This is a genomic window from Salinimicrobium sp. TH3 (assembly GCF_026676115.1).
In the GTDB taxonomy this organism is placed as follows: Bacteria; Bacteroidota; Bacteroidia; order Flavobacteriales; family Flavobacteriaceae; genus Salinimicrobium.
In genome coordinates this window covers 258,053-278,829 of the sequence record NZ_JAPONB010000003.1, presented here as the reverse complement: position 1 = coordinate 278,829, position 20,777 = coordinate 258,053, and the positions used below count along the sequence as shown (strand labels likewise).

Sequence of the window (20,777 nt, the reverse complement as noted above, 5' to 3'; positions counted from 1 at the left end):
CTGTAATTCTCATTCCTGCCGACAGGCAGATTAACGCGAGGCGAAACAATTTGAAAGAAACTCCTCCACTTGTGGAGGTTTCGCGCAGCGAAATGTCACGCACAGCTCCCCTCCTTTTTTCAAGGAGGGGTGGCAGACGATAGTCTGACGGGGTGGTCAGGCGCTACACCCGCGCAGCGGAATTTTGTAAAATTTATTTCATATGGAACCTGCAACTACAAGCAACCGGCAACAGGTAACCACCCACACTTCAGCTTCTTTTCTACAGAATAATTAGGATTTGGAATTTGATGCTTGAAATTTACTTCACCTTCTTCTCCTTACAACCTTCTTTCCTCCTGGTATCAATTAGATAAATAATTTTCCATTCTCCCTCCACCTTCAGCAACTGAAAACTGTTTACTCCACAGTGGCTAAAAGTGTCATCCATATAAAAAGAATAGGACGTCCAGGCGTTAGCCATCTCCCCGTCTATTTTTATTACATAATCATGCAGAACTTCTTTAAAGTCGGTCTCTAATGGAATACTAACTATTCCTTTTAGCACCTGCTGTAGTTCTTCCTTTACCAACACTGTTTGCCCGTTTTTTGACCTTCCAATAGTCTGAATAACAGGATCCTCATGAAAAACCGATTTCATCAAAGTAGAATCCCGCGCATGGAATCCCTCAAAAAAGGTTTCCACAACTTTTTGGACTTTATCTTCTTCTAAAGAATCCTGAGCGATAATAACTGTTGCTATTAGCAGAAAAATGGTTGTGGATACAAGTTTCTTCATGTGCTGAGTTTTAGGGTAATTTAGTACTTTTACCTGAATTTAAAACCAACCCTATGTCAGTCGCTAAAAAACAGTTCAAACGAATAACCACCAAATCACTGGTCGAAATGAAGTCTCAGGGAGAAAAGATCTCTATGCTTACTTCCTATGATTTTTCTATGGCTAAGATCGTTGACGGTGCAGGCATAGACGTAATTTTGGTTGGAGATTCGGCCAGTAATGTAATGGCGGGACATGAAACGACTTTGCCAATTACCCTGGATCAAATGATCTATCATGCGGCGAGTGTTGTTAGAGCTGTTGAGCGCGCTTTGGTGGTTGTAGACCTTCCCTTCGGAAGTTACCAAAGCGATCCAAAAGAAGCTTTGCGATCGGCGATCAGGATCATGAAAGAAAGCGGTGGACATGCAGTAAAACTGGAAGGTGGAAAAGAAATTAAAGATTCAGTTAAACGTATCCTCAACGCCGGTATCCCGGTAATGGGTCACCTGGGGCTGACTCCGCAGTCCATTTACAAGTTTGGAACATATACCGTTCGCGCAAAGGAGGATGCCGAAGCTGAAAAATTAAAGAATGATGCTCTTATGCTTGAAAAAGCGGGATGTTTTGCTCTTGTTCTTGAAAAAGTGCCTGCCAAACTGGCTAAAGAGGTAGCAGAAAGTCTTACGATTCCTGTCATTGGAATTGGTGCAGGAAACGGAGTCGACGGCCAGGTGCTGGTTGTTCACGATATGATTGGAATGACCCATGAATTTAATCCGCGGTTTTTAAGAAGATATCTGGACCTGTATTCTGAAATGACCAAAGCCTTTGAGCAGTACAGGGACGACGTGAAGAATAAGGACTTTCCTTCAGATGAGGAACAGTATTAGAAGGCAGATTTTAGAAGTTAGTTTTTTTCCATGAAAATCAAATGTTCAAAAAAACGATCCAGTTTTAATCTTTTTTTAGGTGTTCCTTTTGTCATTTTTGGGACCTTAAAAGCTTATGAAGGAACAGCTGACTTTGTTCATTATATTCAAATAATACTGGGAGTATTAATGGTAATTAGCTTCTTTATCGAGCGCAAATTTGGATATCTCAGCATAGAAGATGGAATGTTGACAAAATATTCTTTTAGTTGTACAACTATTGACCTAGACAAGATTACAAATATACAATCCCGTCCGGGGAGAATAAAACTAATTACTTCCAAAAAAAATCTCAGCATCAATCCTTCAGTTATCGATAAAGATTCGATCAAGAACTTATACCGGGTCTTAGGTTCCCTTCAACTTGAATCTCAAAAAAACCCGTTTACCGGTTGGTCCGCGGCCAATTCCTGATAGGTATGGGAATAGGAAAAGCTTTATTACTTCCCCTCCTGTATCTCCAATTGAACTGGCTAAACTTCGGAATTCTATACCGGACCTTATTTGCCTTCGGAATTTTAATAACTTTATTAGCGTTGTGGTTGATCCCCAGAGCAGTCTCTATTACTCCTGAAGTATGATAATTAATTACAGAAAAAAATATCTTAGAGCAGATCTCATTTTGGGAGTCTCATATTTAGTGCTTGGGTTGTCCGGTTATTTTTATGGATCCAACGGTTTTATAAGGTACGGTCTCACGGGGATTGGACTTTTATATCTTTTTCAATATTTCTATAAATTGAAGTATTCATACTTAAAGATCGAGAGAAATATTCTTATTCTAAATTTGTTTTTTCAGCAAAAGAAAATTGATCTTTCTCAAGTTACACGCATCAAAAAGTTTACTGATAAAATCATATTTTTAACACCTCATAAAAAGCTAAAGATCAGCACTAAATTGGTAGCCAGGAAAGACTTGCCTGCTTTCCATGATCTATTTTAGCTTCCCTGAATCTGGAACCGGAAAGAAATCCTTTTAAAAAGGAAATTGTAAAGACTATTTAAATTCACATTTTTGGAACACAAAATAATTTCCACTCCCCAGAACCTGCAGGTATTGTATGAAGACAATCACCTTATCATTGTCAATAAACGACCTGGAGACATTGTCCAGGGTGACAAAACAGGAGATACTCCTTTAAGTGACGTGGTTAAGGAATACATCAAGATCAAATACGACAAACCCGGCAACGTTTATCTGGGGGTTGTACACCGGCTCGATCGCCCCACCAGCGGAATCGTTCTTTTTGCTAAAACTTCAAAAGCACTTCCCCGCCTCAACAAGCTCTTTAAAGAAAAAGATGCAAAAAAGACTTATTGGGCGATCGTCAAAAATGCCCCGCCTAAACAGGAGGATACGCTTGTTCATTTCATGAAAAGAAATCCGAAACAAAACAAATCCTACGCCCACATCAACAAAGTACCCGATTCCAAAAAGGCCATTTTAGAGTATCGTGTGCTAAAGAACCTTAACAATTACTTTCTGCTGGAGATCGATCTGCAAACCGGTAGGCATCACCAGATAAGGAGCCAGCTGTCTGCAATTGGATGTCCCATAAAAGGCGATCTAAAATATGGTTTTGACCGAAGCAACAAGGATGGGAGTATACATCTGCATGCCCGAAAACTTGTTTTTGATCACCCGGTGAAAAAAGAAAAAGTTGTTATTATTGCACCCCCGCCAAACGACTCGCTTTGGAATGCGTGTTCCTAAAAAAAATTCAGCATATAAAAACATAAGCATTCAGATGAAAAAAGTTTTAATCTTCGCTCTTTTACTTAGCTTCACTCTTCTCTCTGCCCAGGAAAAAATTTTCATGAATGAGAAATACGAGGTCGTGAAAGCTCCTTCTCTTGCTTCCTATTACAAAATTGAAGAGAAAACCGACTTCGAAGATGCAGATATTATAAGAAGAACCTATAGGATGAATGATCAGATTTCCGCAGAACAATATTTAGCTGTAAAAGATGGAAAAGCAGTTAACGAAGGCCGCCATAAATTCTGGTATAAAACAGGTGAACTTTTTTATGAAATAGAATATAAAAACGGAAAAAGACATGGAGAACTAATAGCCTGGTGGAAAGATGGAACAAAAAGACGCCATGACTTCTTTAAAAAAGACAGGTTTAAAAAAGGAACTGTTTGGAATGAAAAAGGTGAGGAAATAGAACATTTCCCTTACTGGATCCCCGCTTCCTTTCCCGGGGGAAATGCAGAATTACAAACCTATTTAAAAAATAATCTTCCAATTCCCGAGAAACAGAAACGAGGAACAACAGTAAAAGTGGCAGTGATTTTTACTATTAATGAAGAAGGGATCATAAAAGAAGTTCAGGTAATAGACGGTGCCCCGCGCTGGTACAATGCCGTAGCTGTCCAGGTACTTTCCAATATGCCCAGATGGGAACCTGCACGGTTTTTTGGAGACCCCCAATCTACTAGCTTTGGTTTGCCTATTAGCTTCGTGAAATAATTTTGAATTTCAGCTTCCGTCAAAATGTTGTAATTTAAAAGGAAAACTAATGGCCGAAGAAATAGAAAACACAGCAATAGCTGACATACCCAAGATACTCTCCTCCCAAAAAACCTTTTTTGAGGCCGGTAATACACTTGAGCTTCCAAAAAGATTAGAAAAACTTAAGAAGTTAAAAGATGTAATTGAAGAACGGGAAGCTGAAATTTGTGAAGCACTTTGCAAAGATTTTCAGAAGCCTGAATTCGAGACTGTTGTCACCGAAACCTCTTTTATTATAAGCGAACTCAAGTTCATCATAAAAAATTTGAAGCAATGGATGAAGCCAAAAAAGGTAAAAAGCAGCTGGCTTAATTTTCCATCTTCAGATTTCATTTATTCCAATCCTTATGGAAATGTGCTTATCCTGGCCCCCTGGAATTATCCTTTTCAATTAAAAGTTTCTCCTGCTATTGGAGCTATAGCTGCGGGAAATACTGTGGTTTTAAAGCCCAGCGAATACTCCCCATATACGGCGAAAATTGTGGAGGAAATATTTTCGGAAGTCTTTGAACCGGAGTGGGTGAGCGTAGTACAGGGAGAAGTTGCAGCCTCAAAAAAGCTACTGGAGCAAAAATGGGATTACGTCTTTTTTACAGGAAGTGTGCCTGTGGGCCGGGAAGTGGCAAAAGCTATTGCCCCAAATTTAACTCCTGCCACTTTAGAGCTGGGAGGTAAAAGCCCGTGTATCATTCATAAGTCGGCCAAGATCGGTCTTGCTGCCAAACGAATTGTGTGGGGAAAGTTTATTAACGCCGGACAAACCTGTATTGCCCCAGACTATGTCATGATTGATTCCTCTGTAAAAGAAGAATTTTATACTGCTGTAAAAAAAGAAATAAAATCGGCTTTTGGAGAAAGCCCCCAACTTTCACCCGATTTTGCCCGTATCGTCAACGAAAAGAACTTTGATCGCCTTGAATACCTACTAAAGGACCAGAATTGTGTGGCAGGAGGAGAAACAGACGCAGATTCCCTTTACATCTCTCCCACGGTCATTGATGAACCTTCACTGGAATCGGAAGTAATGCAGGATGAGATTTTTGGCCCCATCCTTCCGGTTATCTCCTATTCTTCGCGAGCAGAAATGAATAAGGTCATTGTAAATTTTCCGAAGCCACTGGCCCTTTACGTTTTTTCTGAAGACAAGGATTTTTCAGAAAATATCATTAAGAACTACAACTTTGGCGGAGGAGCCGTAAATGATGTACTGGTGCACATCGCCAACAAGAAACTTCCTTTTGGAGGCGTAGGTGATAGCGGTTACGGTGCATACCATGGGAAATTCTCTTTTGACACTTTTACACACAAAAAGAGCATTAGCAAACGCGGGACGTGGATTGACATCCCGCTGCGATATGCTCCCTACGAAGGAAAATTAACTCTTGTTAAAAAAGTGATCAAGAGACTGTAAGTAAACCAAAAGAATACGCCTTCCGGAAGTACACAATCGTTATTTCTTGAGCTTTAAAGAATATAAGTCCTTTCTGCGATCTTTAAGGTTTCGTACACTACCAAAGTTGTGCAATTCTTTAAGAAGGTCAAGATCCACGTCTACCAGCAAAGTACTTTCAGTATTAGGAGTCGCTTCAGCTTTGATCCCGTTCACAGGAAATGAAAAATCTGATGGCGTAAACACTGCACTCTGTGCATACTGGATATCCATGTTGTTCACCTTTGGCAAATTGCCCACAGAGCCTGCAATAGCAACATAACATTCATTCTCAATGGCCCGGCTCATCGCGCATAGTCGAACTCGGGAATAGCCGTTCTGGGTATCGGTCATGAAAGGAACGAATAAAATGTTCATCCCCTGCTCTGCCAATAAACGCCCCAATTCCGGGAACTCAACGTCGTAACAAATAAGGACACCAATCTTTCCGCAGTCAGTATCCATCGTCTTCACCATACTTCCGCCTTTCATTCCCCAGGCAGAACCTTCGGCCGGGGTGATATGCAGTTTTTCATAACGCTCATAACTCCCGTCGCGACGGCATAAATAACCAACATTATACATATGCTCGCCAATGATCTGCGGCATACTGCCGGTAATAATATTAATGTTATAAGTAATGGCAAAGTCGACAAAGGTTTCCAGAAGTTTATCTGTATAGGAGGCCAGGGAGCGAATGGCTTCAGCTTCATTTAGATGGTTATATTCGGCCATTAGAGGAGCATTGAACAGCTCGGGAAATAGGATAAAGTCACTTTGATAATCACTTACTGCATCCACAAAGAATTCTATTTGTGACACCAGGGCGTCAAAATCCTTGAACAATCTCATTTGCCATTGCACCAGGCCGAGGCGCACTACCGTTTTGGCAGTATTGATTAGCTTATCGGGTTTTGTGTAGTAAATATTATTCCACTCCATAAGGGTAGCAAACTCCTTGCTCTCGTAATCTCCCGGCAAGTAGCCCTTTATTACCTTTTTTACGTGAAAATCATTGGAAAGCTGAAAGGAAAGCACCGGGTCGTGAATCTCCTTTACCTTTACTTTTTCAATATATTGCTTGGGAGTAAGCTCTTCGGCAAACTCGGCGTAGTTAGGAATACGACCTCCAAAGATGATAGCTTTAAGATTCAATTGTTCACAAAGTTCCTTTCTCGCTTCATATAAGCGCCTTCCCAGCCGCATGCCACGATACTCGGGGTGAATGAACACATCAATACCATATAACACATCTCCGGTCTTTGTATGGGTGGAAAAGTTCTCACCTCCTGTTATCTGCTCGTAGGTGTGGTTGTCGTCGAATTTGTTATAATCAACAATAATTGAAAGAGCACAACCCGCGATCTTCTCGTCAATCACTATACAAAACTGCCCGTCGGGAAATTTCTTAATAAGGTTCTTGATCTCCTTCTCGCTCCAATATTCGTTCGGCATCGCATCATAGCTCTCGATCATGGAAATTTTAAGCTCCTTGTAATCTTTAACGCTCAGGTTTCTTAATTCAATTTTTGCAGAATCTATCACTTCTTTTTTTTACAAAGATATTCCTTTCCCTGCTGCTTTGAAAATAATCTATAGCAGGCTGAAATCATTTGGTTTTTAATTGATTAAGTTATTAACGGTATTGATATTAATCTTGATCCAAAACGGGAAATATTTAATGTTCAGGCTTTTTACAACGCGGTTTTAATTATGTTTACACAACAATTTCCACTTACAGAAGGGTGTCATTCCCGACAACTTAAAGAATGTAGGGTAATTAAGTGACAGGTAAAATGACACCTTTTTATTGATTTGATCTACTTGTACTTAATCAACTTTAGCTGAAGTTTTTCTCCCGGTAATTTTTGTGCCAGTGTATTTATCCCTGCCTCGCTTAACTGAAGGATCCTTGGATATCCACCCGTAGTTTGCCCATCTCTCATCAATACAATCAATGTTCCTGAAGGGGTTAATTGCACCGTTCCCGGAAGCACAGGACTTGTTAAAATAGGCTGCAGGGAGTTTTCCAATTTCTCCTGAAATTGAATTCCCATGCGATTGCTTTCCTTTGCTGCTGAAAAATTCCCTTTTTCAAGAGTTTCCTTTTCTGAAGCTGACAGTAACTCAAATTCCGGTCCCCGAAAAGCTTCAATAACCGCTGAAGTTATATAGGCATCGGGATTTACTGCAGCATTCTTTTCACTACCCCTGGCCTCACTCCCCAAAAAGGGTAATTTCATCCCTTTTTCCAGTCGGTTATGAGGAGTGATGCCGGGACTCCAGCTTCTGCTTTTTAGCAGCTTCTCTGTTTTAAATCCATTTTTCACAGCCAGGTAAGCCCTGTAACCAGTATTTCTCCTTCCAAAGGAAAGTACCTGTCCTGGTAATACACTGTAAATTTTATAATTTTCCAGCTTTACTCCGTCAAGTTCCGGAGAAAGATCTGCTCCTGAAATAGCTATTTGAGTTGGTCCTGTAAATTTCATTTTTGGCCCCTGTAAAGTAATTTCCAACACTGCAGTATCAGGTTCATTCCCATTCATGAGATTGGCCATACCTGCCGCCTGTTGATCCATGGCACCACTTACAGGTACACCAAACTCCCTAAGACCAAATCTACCCAGGTCCTGAATGCTGCTAAAGAGCCCCGGGTGTAAAATTTCTGCTTCAGCCATTTTGTTCTATTTTAAAATGGAACTTACCTCTTTGTACTTCTTCCTTTATCTTCTCATGCTCCTCTAAACTTACAGGATAAAACCTGATCATGTCACCCGATCGAATTTCGCAAGGTGGATTTGCGGTTGGATCAAATAGAGGTACAGGAGAATTCCCGATAATATTCCATCCACCGGGACTGGCTTGAGGATAAATTCCTGTTTGTTTTTCCCCTATGCCAACAGCCCCTTTTGGAACACTTTGCCGGGGGTGAATTTTTCGGGAAAAATGAAGAGTTTCGGGCAGGCCTCCCAGGTATAAAAATCCGGGTAAAAAACCGGTAAAATAGACAAGATAATCTACCGAGGAATGCAGGCCAATTATTTCCTCTTTTGAAAGCTTTTTTGCCCGGGAAATTTCTTCAAGATCTAAAGCAAAATTTTCATCATAACATACAGGTATGTGAAATAATCTAATTTGATATTTAAAGCTTATCTTCGCTGCCTTAAACTCCTCAAAAAGCCTAAAAACCTCACCATAAGCATCCTCTATAGGTGATACGTAACTAATTAATAATGAATTATATGTGTTTGTTACTTCAACATCTTGTTTAAGTAATTTTTCCTGGAGATATCTTTTTAAACTGAGGAGCTTTTTTAATATTTCTAAAGAAATTTCCGGTTCAAATTCCAGGAGAATTGCCCGCTCCCCCAGCCTAATTATTTTTGGATATTCCCGCATTAGGCTTTGTATATTTCAAGATTTCGTAAAGATAATTCCCGGTGCAAATATTCGAGAATTTCAATTGAATTTGGGGTGTCACTGTGAAGGCAAAAAGTAGAGGCCGAAGTATCAATTTTTTGGCCTTTTTGAGAGATGATTTTTCCATTGGAAACCATAGAAATCAGGTGCTCCAAAACCTGCTCTTTTCGGGTGATGAGAGCACCCGGTTCCTGTCGGTTTACCAGGCTACCATCTGGATTATAATTCCTGTCGGCGAAGGCTTCAAATCTCACCTTTAACCTGCCATTCACCAGTTGGCTTATCACAGAACCTTCGGCTGCATAAAGTACGAGTTCATTCCCAAATTCAAGAATTGATTCTAAAATAACCTCGGCTACTTCAGCATTGTCGAAAGCATCATTGTAAAGTGCTCCATGCGGTTTCACATGAGTAAGCAATGCTCCTTCGGCCTCTGTGATTTGCTTGAGGCTCATAATCTGGGCCACCAGGGATCGTTTTAGCTCATCCTTTTCCATGGGAATTGATTTCCTTCCGAAGTTCTCTTTATCGGGATAAGAAGGGTGCGCTCCTATTTCTACGCGATGCTCCATAGCAAGATCCACAGTGTGATGCATGGTTTCCAAAGTGCCCGCATGACCGCCACAGGCAATATTACAGGCAGAAATGAGCGGCATGAGCTTTTTATCATACTCCCCTCCTTCTCCCAGATCGCAATTGATATGTATTTTTTTCATGAGTATAAACTTTCAAGAACAGTAATAATGGACCGTGCCCCGAGGAAAATGGTAACGGCAATTATTGCGAAGCCCAAAATATTTAGCTTAAGTGAATTTCTAGCGCTGCCCATTAATTCACGCCTGTTCACCACCCAAAGTAAAAAGATTGCAATCACCGGAAGTAATATCCCGTTGGCTACCTGTGCAAATTTGATGATCTCAACCGGCTGAAAACCCAATGAAGAAAAGACCATTCCCAATAAAAGGATCCCTGCCCAAACCATTTTGAACCTTCTAGAAGTTAAACTTTTTTTCCATCCCATGCAACCGCTTACCACGTAAGCCGCAGCTAAAGGAGCAGTAATGGAAGAGGTTATTCCTGCAGCAAAAAGGCCTAAGGCTATGAACCATGTGGCGTAGCTTCCAAAGACAGGTTCGAGGCCTGCAGCAAGATCGACAGCAGTGTTCACGTTGACAACTCCCGAAGCTGCTGCTGTAATGACGATTGCGAGAGATACGAGTCCGCCGAGACTAATGCTCCAAAAAAGCTCTTTTTGAGCTGTTTTTAGGGAACTTTTATCTTTCCACTTTTCACTCACCAGCGACGCGTGCAAAAAAAGATTATAAGGGACCACAGTTGTTCCTATGAGTGCCATTACCGTGAGAATTCCTGCACCTCCGTTTCGGGGAATGAATAAACCCTGCAAAACTTCAGAAAGATTGGGTTTTGTAATGACAGCGGTGACCAAAAAGGAAATGCTCATAATTGCCACCAGTCCAATAAATAATTTCTCCAGAACTTTATAATTGCCAATGGCCAGCAATGAGAAAGCTATAAGTCCAATAGTAAGGCTCCATATATTGATTGAAAATATTCCCAAATCCAGAACCTGCACAGGAATAACTGCAGAGACCCCTAGTACAGCTCCAGAAATGTTTCCGGCCTCGTAAGCGGCGTTTCCAATCACAATAGCGGCAAAGATGAGCAGGATCGACAGGCTTCGGAAAAATGGATTCCCTATTTCCTCTCTTATGACTTCACTTAAACCCTTTTGGGTGACGAGACCAACCCGGGCCGCCATTTCCTGTAATATTAAACAGGCAACAATTGAAAGCAGTAATGCCCACAGCAGGGAGAAACCAAATTCCACCCCGGCAAGGGTGCAAACAGTTACAGTACCGGGACCAATAAAAGCTGCCGAGACCAGCACTCCCGGCCCCAGGTTTTTAAACCATTGTATCAAATTTCCTTATTACTTTCCTGTATAGCATATAATGCAAAGGTTCCCAACCAGTGTCCTCCTTCATAGCTGTCGCCTACCAGGTTGGGGAACGAATACATCACGTGATCATTCGCCAAAGCTCGCAAGTGCCCGTAATTTTCGGGATATTGTTGGGACAGACCATAAAGAACCCAGGCACGGCTAAAGTTAAGGCCATCCAGGTGAACCAGTTTCCCATCGGTCCTGTCGGTAACCTCAGCAGGTTCCATATCAAAATCTTTGTTGCGCAACTGCGGAAGAAAATCTTTCATCCACAGGTCAAAGGTCTTTTTGGGAAGCACACGCCGCATGATATCAACCTCGGCCAGGCAGGGCGAGAGAAAATCGAATCCGCTTGGCTCCCATTCAATAGGGCAATCATCATCATTTAAATAGTAATCTTTAGCTCTTTTCTCGATCAACATCCGCAACTCTTCCTTCTCAGCCGAGACTGCATAATCATGGGCCAGAGCCAGTGCAAAAGCAGTATTTGTATGTTCCCCTACTCTAATTGGGTAATTGAGCTTTGGAAGGAATTCTTTAAATTTCTGAACCATAAGATCGGTAAGCGGTTGCAGGTTTTGGTGAAGTTCTTTGGCCATGGGATCTTCCCATCTTCCAAGTTCTTCAGACAGTTTTAATACCCACGCCCAGCCATAAGTGCGTTCAAAAGTACTCTCCTCCTTGCGGCTGAAGTATTTTACTTCTTCTCTAATGTTTTCGGCCGTCAAAGAAGATTTCAGTTTCTCCCGTATCTCCTCTGCCCTCTTCATCTCCGGGAATTTCTTTAGAAGACTTACAAGCGTCCAGTGGGCGTGTACCGATGAGTGCCAGTCAAAACAACCGTAAAAAGCAGGATGCAGTTCTTTAGGTTCTCCTATATCCCCCGCCCCGGAAAGGGTCTGGTTGAGTTTATTTGGATATTCCACATTGATGCAGTCCAATGGTAGCTGCGCCAACTTATTGGCTTCGTCTACAGTAAGTGCTATGGCTTTTGAGGGTTCAAGCATGGCTACAGCTTCATCCACAAGAGTAGAGTCCTGTTCAGGTTCCTCTGCCATTTGTGATTCATCATTTCCTTTACAACTTACGGCCGCAAATGCGACAATCCACAGTAATAATATCGTTCTTTTCATAGATAATTTTATCCCAGCCAACCTTCCCTGTCTAGACTACGGTATTGAATGGCTTCACTTATATGAGCTCCTTTAATTTGTTCTGAATCTTCTAAATCTGCGATTGTACGGGCAACTTTAAGAATACGATCGTAAGCCCTCGCCGATAAATTAAGCCGTTCCATCGCCACCTTTAGCAGGTTCGTTGAATCTGGGTCAAGGCTGCAATGTGCTCTTATCTGCTTCACGCTCATCTGCGCGTTATAATGTACTTTTTCATTATCCGCAAACCTGTCGGTTTGCTTTTGCCTTGCGGCTGTCACTCTTTTTCTTATGTCAAGGCTACTTTCCCCCCGCCTGTCCTCACTTAACTTTTCAAATGGAACCGGAGTCACTTCGATATGAATATCTATTCTATCCAGCAAAGGCCCGCTTATTTTGCTCATGTACCTGTGCATTTCTGAAGGAGAGGACGTTACCGGTGAACCCGGATCATTAAAATATCCACTGGGGCTGGGATTCATACTGGCGACCAGCATAAAACTTGATGGATAAGTCACCGTGAATTTTGCTCTTGAAATTGTTACCTCCCTGTCTTCCAAAGGTTGTCGCATTACTTCAAGCACACTCCTTTTAAACTCAGGAAGTTCATCTAAAAACAAGACTCCGTTGTGCGATAGCGAAATCTCCCCCGGCTGTGGATAAGCTCCGCCGCCCACAAGCGCGACGTCGCTAATTGTATGATGGGGACTTCTAAAAGGCCTGTGTGCCATTAAGCCCACACTTTCTTTTACCCGCCCCACTACGCTATGAATTTTGGTGGTTTCCAAAGCTTCATGTAAGGTCATGGGCGGCAAAATACTGGGCAATCGTTTTGCCAGCATAGTTTTTCCTGCCCCGGGAGGACCAATTAATATGATATTATGCCCGCCTGCGGCAGCGATTTCCATACAGCGTTTAATAGATTCCTGACCTTTAACATCGGCAAAGTCGTGTTCAGGATTTTCCAGCTCCTGATAAAATTCCTTCCGGGTGTCTATCATAGTTCTTTCCAGCTGCTCCCCGCGGTCAAAAAAGCGGATTATTTCATCAATATTTTCAATTCCATAGACCTCCAGCCCACCAACAATTGCAGCTTCTTTTACATTCTGCTTCGGAAGTATAAAACCTTTAAAACCTTCCTCTTTAGCTTTTATTGCTATGGGTAAAGCTCCTTTTATAGGCTGCAGACTTCCGTCAAGGGAAAGTTCGCCCATGATGATATAGTCGCCAATGTTTGTGGCTTTAATTTGGCCTGAAGCCATGAGAATTCCCATGGCGAAAGTGAGGTCATATGCTGAACCTTCCTTCCGAAGATCGGCCGGCGCCATATTTACTGTAATTTTCTTTCCGGGGAGATGGTAACCAACATTTTTGAGTGCCGCAGCAATCCTGAAGCTGCTTTCCTTCACAGCAATGTCTGGAAGCCCAACGAGATGATACCCTATGCCGGTGTCTACGTTTACTTCCACCGTAATGGTGGTGGCTTCTACGCCAAAAACTGCACTTCCGTAAACTTTAACCAGCATTAAAAAAATCTTTGACTAAATGTAGTAAAAATTTCGGGTTAAGGCGGGAGCCCTGTTTTTTAAACAAATATTTATGATTTATTCAAAATGAAAACCTATCCAAAATGCCATTTTTGAAACGTATATAAATGAAAACGGCTGCCCATCTAGGCAGCCGTTCTCTAAAAGTTGTGAAAGAAAAAACTATTTTCCTATGAAGTGTTTCCTGTAGTAATCAATGATCCCGTCAATAGGACGTTGCACGAAGTTACCAGGTTCAAGCCGGTATGGCTGCAAAGAATCTTTTATTATGTCCTGAGAAAAATAAGCTATGGAACCTACAAAGTGAATAGGCACATTCTGGGCTTCTTTAAAACAAAGTACTCTGTGCTCAATAAAGTTCTGCATTCCTTCAGCAATAAGCTGGTAGAAATATCCATTTCTTTCATTTTTAAAGATGAATTCAGCAAAATGGGCAAGATAAGTATTTGGGTTGTCCTTCTTGTAGATATTTTCCTTAATAGAATCGGAAGAAAGATCGTACTCCTTTTCAAAGATATCGGCCAGCTTTTTTGGCATTTTCTTGTAATAGTAATCCCTTATAAGCCTTTTCCCGAAATAATTCCCACTGGCTTCATCCATCAAGATATATCCCAGAGAATCTACTGCTGTTCTTACGGTTTTCCCATCGTAATAACAACTGTTGGAACCTGTTCCAAGAATACATACAATTCCAGGCTTATCTGTAACTGCATAAACAGCTGCGACCATATCTTCCTGTACTCTCACGTCACTGGCACCCGAAAAATAAGTGCTTAGAATGGCCTTTAATAAGGCCGTGGGTTTTGCCGTTCCGCATCCTGCACCATAAAAATGGACTCTTTCTACCTTTTCTTTTACCTGTTTAAGGTCAAGGTTTTCCTCCAGTCTTTCCTGAAGTACTTCTGTTTTGAACACTGCAGGATTAAGTCCTTTGGTGCGTGTTTTCATTATTTGCTCACCTTCCGAATCAAGTAAGATCCAGTCACATTTAGTGGAGCCTCCGTCTGCTATTAAAATCATAATAGGAAGTATCAAAAAGCCCTGACCAAAGGCAGGGCTTTTTTATTAATTATTTAAGTGAAGCTACGTGAGCAGACAAGTCTACTAATTTAGCTGAATATCCATACTCATTATCGTACCATGCCACTAACTTAAAGAAGTTATCATTAAGAGCGATACCTGCTCCTGCATCGAAGTTACAAACGTAGGCATTGGAAACAAAATCCTGAGATACTACCTGCTCTTCGGTATAGGACAGGATTCCTTTATATGCTCCTTCTGAAGCTTTTTTGAAGGCTGCTTTGATCTCTTCGTAAGAAGCAGCTTTTTCTGTTCTTACCGTAAGGTCAACTACAGAAACATCGGCAGTAGGAACTCTAAATGCCATACCAGTAAGTTTACCATCCAGTTTTGGAATTACTTTTCCAACCGCTTTGGCTGCTCCTGTAGAAGAAGGGATAATATTTAGAAGTGCACTTCTACCACCTCTCCAGTCTTTTTTAGAAGGACCATCTACTGTCATTTGAGTAGCAGTAGTTGCATGGATAGTAGTCATAAGACCTTCTACAAGGCCAAATTCATCATCAACGATCTTGGCAAGTGGCGCAAGACAGTTTGTGGTACATGAAGCATTTGAAACAACTTTATCCTCTGCAGTGATGTCCTGATGGTTAACTCCCATTACAAACATTGGCGCATCTTTAGACGGCGCAGAAATAACCACTTTTTTGGCACCTGCAGTTAAGTGTTTTGCAGCTGTATCTTTGGTTGTGAAAATACCCGTACAATCCATAACGATCTCGGCTCCTACTTCATCCCACTTAAGATCTTCAGGATTCTTTTCGGCAGTAATACGAACAGTTTTTCCATTCACAACAAGGTTTCCTCCTTCAATTTCAACAGTTCCATTGAACCTTCCGTGAACCGAATCATATTTTAAAAGATATGCTAAATGGTCAACGTCAAGCAAGTCGTTAATTGCTACAACCTCAACATCTTTTCTTTCACTGGCAATTCTGAAGGCGATCCTTCCAATTCGACCAAATCCGTTTATTCCTATTTTAGTACTCATAATATTTGAAATTTAATTTAAATTATATGGTGGTGATGTTCAACACCCGTCTCAATTCTTTATCTAATGGCTTAGAGCCTTTTATAGCAACTTCAAAATCCACCGATGTTACTAATTTGTGTGTGATCCCTACCATTACCCCGGTTTCTCCCCGCAGTAATGTCTCAACAGCACCTACTCCAAGTTTGCTGGCAAGCACCCTGTCATAGCAGCTTGGCGCACCACCCCGCTGGATGTGCCCCAGTACCGACACTCTAATATCATAATCTGTAAGGTTCTCTCCAATGAAATCGGCAAGTTCGAAGATGTTCTTACCGCTTTTTTCACCTTCGGCTACTACAATAATACTGGAGGTTTTTCCCGATTTCCGGCTTTTGGTAAGAGAATCCAGCATCCTTTCTATCCCTTTATCCTCTTCGGGAATAAGGATCTCTTCGGCTCCGGCTCCAATTCCTGCATTTAAAGCAATATCACCGGCATCCCGACCCATTACTTCCACAAGGAAAAGACGGTCATGGGAACTGGCAGTATCCCTGATTTTGTCAATGGCATCAACCACAGTATTCAAAGCAGTATCATACCCTATAGTATAATCTGTCCCGTTGATATCATTATCAATGGTACCGGGAATTCCAACTACCGGCATACCGTGTTCCTTCTCCAGGTAAATAGCTCCGGTAAAAGTACCGTCACCACCTATTACCACAAGAGCATCAATCTCTGCGTCCTTTAAATTTTTAAAGGCCTTTGCACGACCTTCTACTGTTCGGAATTCCTGTGAGCGGGCAGATTTAAGGAAAGTCCCACCTTTGTTGATAATATTTCTTACAGAGCGGGCAGTGAGTAATTCAAAATCCCCTTCAATAAGGCCTTGGTATCCTCTGTAAATTCCTATACATTCTATATTGTAAAAAGCACAACTTCGGGTCACAGCTCGAATTGCTGCATTCATTCCGGGAGCGTCTCCTCCAGAAGTTAATACCCCGATTTTTTTTATTTTCTCTAACATCAGCGTAAAGCTATTTCAATTACATAAGATAACCTAATCAATTAAATTTCTCAAACGTTTTCGGTTAATAAAAAAGAAAAAAGCCCCATTTTTGAGGCTTTTTTATATTTTTTTGGGCAATTTATTAATTATCTGCTAATATTACATATTCCCAAGGGCCGAAATGATATTGGTCATTTTTTTGCTTTTTAAAATCTTTTTTTCCAAGATAAGGTTGCAGTTCATTTTCCAACTTAAGGGTGAAATCGGCTGGTTTTTCTGAAAGATTGGCAATGTAGATTAGCTTTTCTCCTCCTTTTGATCTTTCAAAAGCAAGAATTTGCTTATCCAGTGAAGTTTGCAGCCTGTTATAAGCTGCTGCTTCCTTGCCTCCATGCAATGCTTTGTTCTGGTTTTTAAGTTGACCCAGTTTTTCCAATAGGGGCCACATTACTCCTTTAGTTTTAGAGATGGTATCTTTTTCAAAGAACCTGAGTCTTTTATCCATGTCATACTCCTGCCCGCTATAAATTAAGGGCATACCGGGAATGCTGTATGTAAGAGCTACCATAGCTTCGGCGGCATCTCCCATTCTCTCGCGAACTGTGCCATTCCAAGAATTCTCATCGTGATTTGTCACAAAGTTCATAAGATAATCATCCTCCTGGTAAGTAGTATCTATCTTTTTCATGTATTCATCCCAGGCCTCCACAGTGGCTTTTCCCTGCGCGATCTGGTTCTTTAAGTGATGACCTTCCCAATTGTAACCCATGTCAAAGGCATTGTGGAAGAGATCCTTATCTTCAGACTCGGCCAGCATGAACACGGGTTTGGTTTCCTGAAGTTGTGGCACTGCCTGGTCCCAGAATTCTGTAGGCACTTCTCCGGCAACATCGGCTCTAAATCCGTCGATATCGTGCTCTTCGATCCAGTACTTCATTTCGGAGGTCATTGCTTCCCACAGTTCTTTATTATCATAATTAAGGTCGGCAACATCTGTCCATCCCCATGATTCTCCAGTATCGGGGTTTAGTGGATCTACAGGCTCCCCTTGTTCATTCTGAGTATAAAAATCGGGGTTTTCTTCCAGCCATGGGTGGTCCCAGCCGGTGTGGTTGGCAACCCAGTCAAGGATCACATACATGCCGTTTTCATGAGCAGTTTCAACCAATTCATCAAGATCTTCCTTGGTGCCAAATTCAGGATTTACCGCAGTATAATCAGCAATAGCATAGTAACTGCCAAGATACTTCTTCCTTTCTTCAGGATCTTCAATATCCTCAATACTTAGATCGTTAGTAGCTTTTCTACGCGCTTCAGAAATTGGATAAATTGGCATCAACCAGATCACTTTTACCCCCAGGTCTTTCAACTGCGGAATATCTTTCGTGAAGGCATCAAAGGTTCCTTCGGGAGAATACTGCCTTATATTGGCTTCATAAATAACCGCCGACTCCATGGCTTCGTTGGTAACCGGCTCAATAGTTTGCTCTTCCTCAACTACCGCTACAGTTTCTTTGGGCTCATTTTTACATGAGGCCAGGGTTAGTAAACCAAGTAATAAAATTGATATTTTCTTCATATGAAATAAATTTAGTTAATAATGGTAAGACTTGTTTTGTCGTCGTTTAAACTAACAGGAATTAAAAGTTTATGCTCTTTTTGATCAAATTCAAAATTGACTTTTTTATTCTCTAATTGAATTTCCCCGGGTCTCCTGTCCAGGTTATGGATAACCAGGTTTACCTCTTTAAATTCTGAAGCTCCCCGCGTGCTTCCTGTTTTTTTCAGGATATCGATAGACAGTTTTTTCTCTGTGGTGCTGCTCTTGAAAGAAAGTACTTCATAGTCTCCGTTAACATAAGAATTGGAGGTCTTCCCGTCATCGTGATACAGAATATCTTCTGTCTTGCCCGCTTCCCTGTCAAAAAAGTAATGTAGCACAACATCTTCTGCTGAAAAATTCTGAGTGGTTTGCATTGGTTTTGCCATAGGTATGAAAGCTCCGCCCCGTACAAAGGTTGGTATATATTCTTCTTTCAATGGAATTGTCGCTGTTGAGCCTCCTGGATATTTCTCTCCTGTATAAAAGTCAAACCAGTTTGATCCCTTCGGAAAATATACCTCCTGTTGATCAACATTTTCCTGAAGCACCGGCGAAATAAGGAAGTTTTCGCCCCATAAATAAGTCCCTGCGACCGAATAAAGTCTAAAATTCTCTGGCTCTTCAAAGAAAAGTGGTCGCATGAGAGGCAAACCTTCTGTTGTGTTTCTAAAGGCTAAAGTGTAGTTATAAGGCAGGAGTTGATACCGCAGTTCAATTGCTTTTTTTGAAAGGGCTTTGGTCTTTGGCTCCCTAAAAACAGGTTCAGACGGTACTGCTTCCTGGGCATGCGGGCGAAAAATTGGTTGGAATACTCCGTACTGCAGCCATCTTACGTATAGCTCATCATTAAGATTATCACCGGCAAAGCCACCCAGATCTGAATGCATATAGGCCAATCCCTGAAGTCCCATTTGCAGAGAAATTTCCGGTTGTGGTTTTAATCCGCCCCAGCTCCTGTTCACATCCCCGGACCATGGCATCAATCCGAACCTTTGAGAACCAGCAGCCCCGGCACGCATAAGGATAAAGGGTCTTTGATCAGAAAATGATTGTTGGTAACCTTCATGGATCAACTTCGCCCAGTAATGGCCATAAATGTTATGAACCTCATTGGCTGTTCCGGTCCTGTGGATAAGGCTTTCAGGATGCACCTCGGGTTCTCCCAGATCACCCCACCAGCCGCCAACGCCCATTTCTGTTAGCTCCTCATAAATGTTCCAGAACCAACCCTGCGCCTGCGGGTCAAAAATGTCAATTAAACCGGTGTTCCCAAAGTAAAAATCGTAGGTAAATGGATTACCAAGAGAATCCTTAGCCAATACATTTTCTTGCACCGCTTCCTCCCACCTGTTGGAGGTGGTAAGAACAAAAGGTTCCGTCACCAGGATGGTCTTCACCCCGTCGTCTGCAAGATCCTGCATCATTTCCTTAGGTTGCGGAAATGAGTCTGTGACAAATGATAGATTTCCCATTGTACCTTTTATTTCATGACCAAACCAAAAAAGGTCAATAATTACAGCATCTACGGGAATTTCTTCTTCTCTAAATTTTTCTATAGTTTCCTCTACCTCATTTTGGGAGTGATATCCAAAACGGCTGGAGAAATTTCCAAAAGTCCAGCGTGGTGGTAAGGGTTGCCGTCCTGTCAAGAGTGTGTAATTCCCAACAATATTTTCCCAGGTGTCTCCTACCACAAGTTGATAGGTTTTACGCCCACCTATGGTTTCATAGGTAAGCGTATTGCTAAAATTGCTGTCCAGGTCAAGATATCCAATAGGCGCATTATCAAAATGAAGTAAATATTTTTCTGAAGAAAGGACTATAGGTAACGTGAAATTGAGAAGTTCGCTTTTGGTTTCATAGCCGTAATGGGCTTTGTTATAAAGCTGAAGCCGGTTTCCCCTCCTGTTCATCCCGAGAGCGCGAGCGCCGCCGCCCATAAGAACTTCAGATTCGGTGAGATTAAAATTTAGTTTCTCATGTTCCTCTCCCTTCAAATAACCTGTCTTTTCTGAAATTACTTTTTCTCCATCGAAAAAATAAGTGACCTGAAATGGCATTTTTGACACCTCAATATCCAATCCTTCAGAATCAATAAGAACTTTTTCTTCTCCTTCAGAAACAGTAAAATTTACTATTTGCGGTTCCAGCACCACGGCGTGAGATTCCTCTTTATAATCCTGCCCCGAGGGAACAAAAGTGGTCTCGACAATTTCCGGAGTAATATACCTGAAGAGGTACTTCCCATCACTGGTTGTGATCTCTACACCCGCGGCTGTATTTTCATGCCCCAAATAATTTCTATTTGGATTTTGAGCATAAAAAGAGAAAGACAACAAAAGACAGGCCGTCAAAAATGGCATTTTTGGGAGGTCTTTCCGAAGCAGGTTCATA

Annotated in this window: 18 protein-coding genes; 5 read left to right on the top strand and 13 right to left on the bottom strand. The window is 41.6% G+C overall.

Annotated features, from left to right (window positions below; translation table 11 throughout):
- Window positions 1-301: 301 nt before the first annotated feature.
- Entirely contained in the window at window positions 302-778 is a 477-nt protein-coding gene (locus OU683_RS06980) for a nuclear transport factor 2 family protein (RefSeq protein WP_268136628.1), read from the bottom strand.
- Between the two features lie 53 nt (window positions 779-831).
- On the opposite strand from OU683_RS06980, the gene panB reads away from it, so the two are divergent.
- From panB to OU683_RS06955, 5 genes are all read left to right on the top strand, one after another.
- Window positions 832-1,650 carry a 3-methyl-2-oxobutanoate hydroxymethyltransferase gene (gene panB / locus OU683_RS06975; RefSeq protein ID WP_268136626.1) on the top strand — a complete coding sequence of 273 codons (819 nt, stop codon included), beginning with the start codon at window positions 832-834 and terminating at the stop codon, window positions 1,648-1,650.
- Window positions 1,651-1,680: 30 nt separating this feature from the next.
- Window positions 1,681-2,103 carry a hypothetical protein gene (locus OU683_RS06970; RefSeq protein ID WP_268136624.1) on the top strand — a complete coding sequence of 141 codons (423 nt, stop codon included), beginning with the start codon at window positions 1,681-1,683 and terminating at the stop codon, window positions 2,101-2,103.
- A 601-nt stretch (window positions 2,104-2,704) separates the two neighbouring features.
- Window positions 2,705-3,403, top strand: coding sequence for an RluA family pseudouridine synthase (locus tag OU683_RS06965; RefSeq protein ID WP_268136622.1), 699 nt, complete (start codon window positions 2,705-2,707; stop codon window positions 3,401-3,403).
- Between the two features lie 34 nt (window positions 3,404-3,437).
- On the top strand, window positions 3,438-4,163 hold the full coding sequence (locus tag OU683_RS06960; protein ID WP_268136620.1) for an energy transducer TonB: 726 nt from the start codon (window positions 3,438-3,440) through the stop codon (window positions 4,161-4,163).
- A gap of 49 nt (window positions 4,164-4,212) precedes the next feature.
- Complete coding sequence (locus tag OU683_RS06955; protein WP_268136618.1) at window positions 4,213-5,616, top strand: aldehyde dehydrogenase; 1,404 nt, start codon at window positions 4,213-4,215, stop codon at window positions 5,614-5,616.
- A gap of 39 nt (window positions 5,617-5,655) precedes the next feature.
- Here the strand turns inward: OU683_RS06955 and OU683_RS06950 are convergent, their stop codons facing one another.
- From OU683_RS06950 to OU683_RS06895, 12 genes are all read right to left on the bottom strand, one after another.
- Window positions 5,656-7,179: a bifunctional GNAT family N-acetyltransferase/carbon-nitrogen hydrolase family protein gene (locus OU683_RS06950; RefSeq protein WP_268136616.1), complete on the bottom strand. Its 1,524-nt coding sequence runs from the start codon at window positions 7,177-7,179 to the stop codon at window positions 5,656-5,658.
- Between the two features lie 275 nt (window positions 7,180-7,454).
- On the bottom strand, window positions 7,455-8,312 hold the full coding sequence (locus tag OU683_RS06945) for a 5-oxoprolinase subunit C family protein (RefSeq protein WP_268136614.1): 858 nt from the start codon (window positions 8,310-8,312) through the stop codon (window positions 7,455-7,457).
- Window positions 8,305-9,033 carry a 5-oxoprolinase subunit PxpB gene (gene pxpB / locus OU683_RS06940; RefSeq protein ID WP_268136612.1) on the bottom strand — a complete coding sequence of 243 codons (729 nt, stop codon included), beginning with the start codon at window positions 9,031-9,033 and terminating at the stop codon, window positions 8,305-8,307. Before pxpB ends, OU683_RS06945 begins: the two co-directional genes overlap by 8 nt.
- Window positions 9,033-9,770 carry a 5-oxoprolinase subunit PxpA gene (pxpA, locus tag OU683_RS06935; RefSeq protein WP_268136611.1) on the bottom strand — a complete coding sequence of 246 codons (738 nt, stop codon included), beginning with the start codon at window positions 9,768-9,770 and terminating at the stop codon, window positions 9,033-9,035. The genes pxpB and pxpA overlap by 1 nt, the downstream gene beginning before the upstream one ends.
- Entirely contained in the window at window positions 9,767-10,996 is a 1,230-nt protein-coding gene (locus tag OU683_RS06930) for an Nramp family divalent metal transporter (protein ID WP_268136609.1), read from the bottom strand. Before OU683_RS06930 ends, pxpA begins: the two co-directional genes overlap by 4 nt.
- Window positions 10,993-12,150: a DUF2891 domain-containing protein gene (locus tag OU683_RS06925; RefSeq protein WP_268136607.1), complete on the bottom strand. Its 1,158-nt coding sequence runs from the start codon at window positions 12,148-12,150 to the stop codon at window positions 10,993-10,995. The genes OU683_RS06930 and OU683_RS06925 overlap by 4 nt, the downstream gene beginning before the upstream one ends.
- Before the next feature lie 8 nt (window positions 12,151-12,158).
- Entirely contained in the window at window positions 12,159-13,697 is a 1,539-nt protein-coding gene (locus OU683_RS06920) for a YifB family Mg chelatase-like AAA ATPase (protein ID WP_268136605.1), read from the bottom strand.
- A 183-nt stretch (window positions 13,698-13,880) separates the two neighbouring features.
- On the bottom strand, window positions 13,881-14,738 hold the full coding sequence (locus tag OU683_RS06915) for a BadF/BadG/BcrA/BcrD ATPase family protein (RefSeq protein WP_268136603.1): 858 nt from the start codon (window positions 14,736-14,738) through the stop codon (window positions 13,881-13,883).
- A gap of 49 nt (window positions 14,739-14,787) precedes the next feature.
- Window positions 14,788-15,789 carry a type I glyceraldehyde-3-phosphate dehydrogenase gene (gap, locus tag OU683_RS06910; RefSeq protein ID WP_268136601.1) on the bottom strand — a complete coding sequence of 334 codons (1,002 nt, stop codon included), beginning with the start codon at window positions 15,787-15,789 and terminating at the stop codon, window positions 14,788-14,790.
- A gap of 22 nt (window positions 15,790-15,811) precedes the next feature.
- Window positions 15,812-16,798, bottom strand: coding sequence for a 6-phosphofructokinase (pfkA, locus tag OU683_RS06905; RefSeq protein ID WP_268136599.1), 987 nt, complete (start codon window positions 16,796-16,798; stop codon window positions 15,812-15,814).
- A 124-nt stretch (window positions 16,799-16,922) separates the two neighbouring features.
- Entirely contained in the window at window positions 16,923-18,359 is a 1,437-nt protein-coding gene (locus OU683_RS06900; RefSeq protein WP_268136597.1) for an alpha-amylase family glycosyl hydrolase, read from the bottom strand.
- Between the two features lie 11 nt (window positions 18,360-18,370).
- On the bottom strand, window positions 18,371-20,776 hold the full coding sequence (locus OU683_RS06895; protein ID WP_268136595.1) for a glycoside hydrolase family 31 protein: 2,406 nt from the start codon (window positions 20,774-20,776) through the stop codon (window positions 18,371-18,373).
- Window position 20,777: the final 1 nt, after the last annotated feature.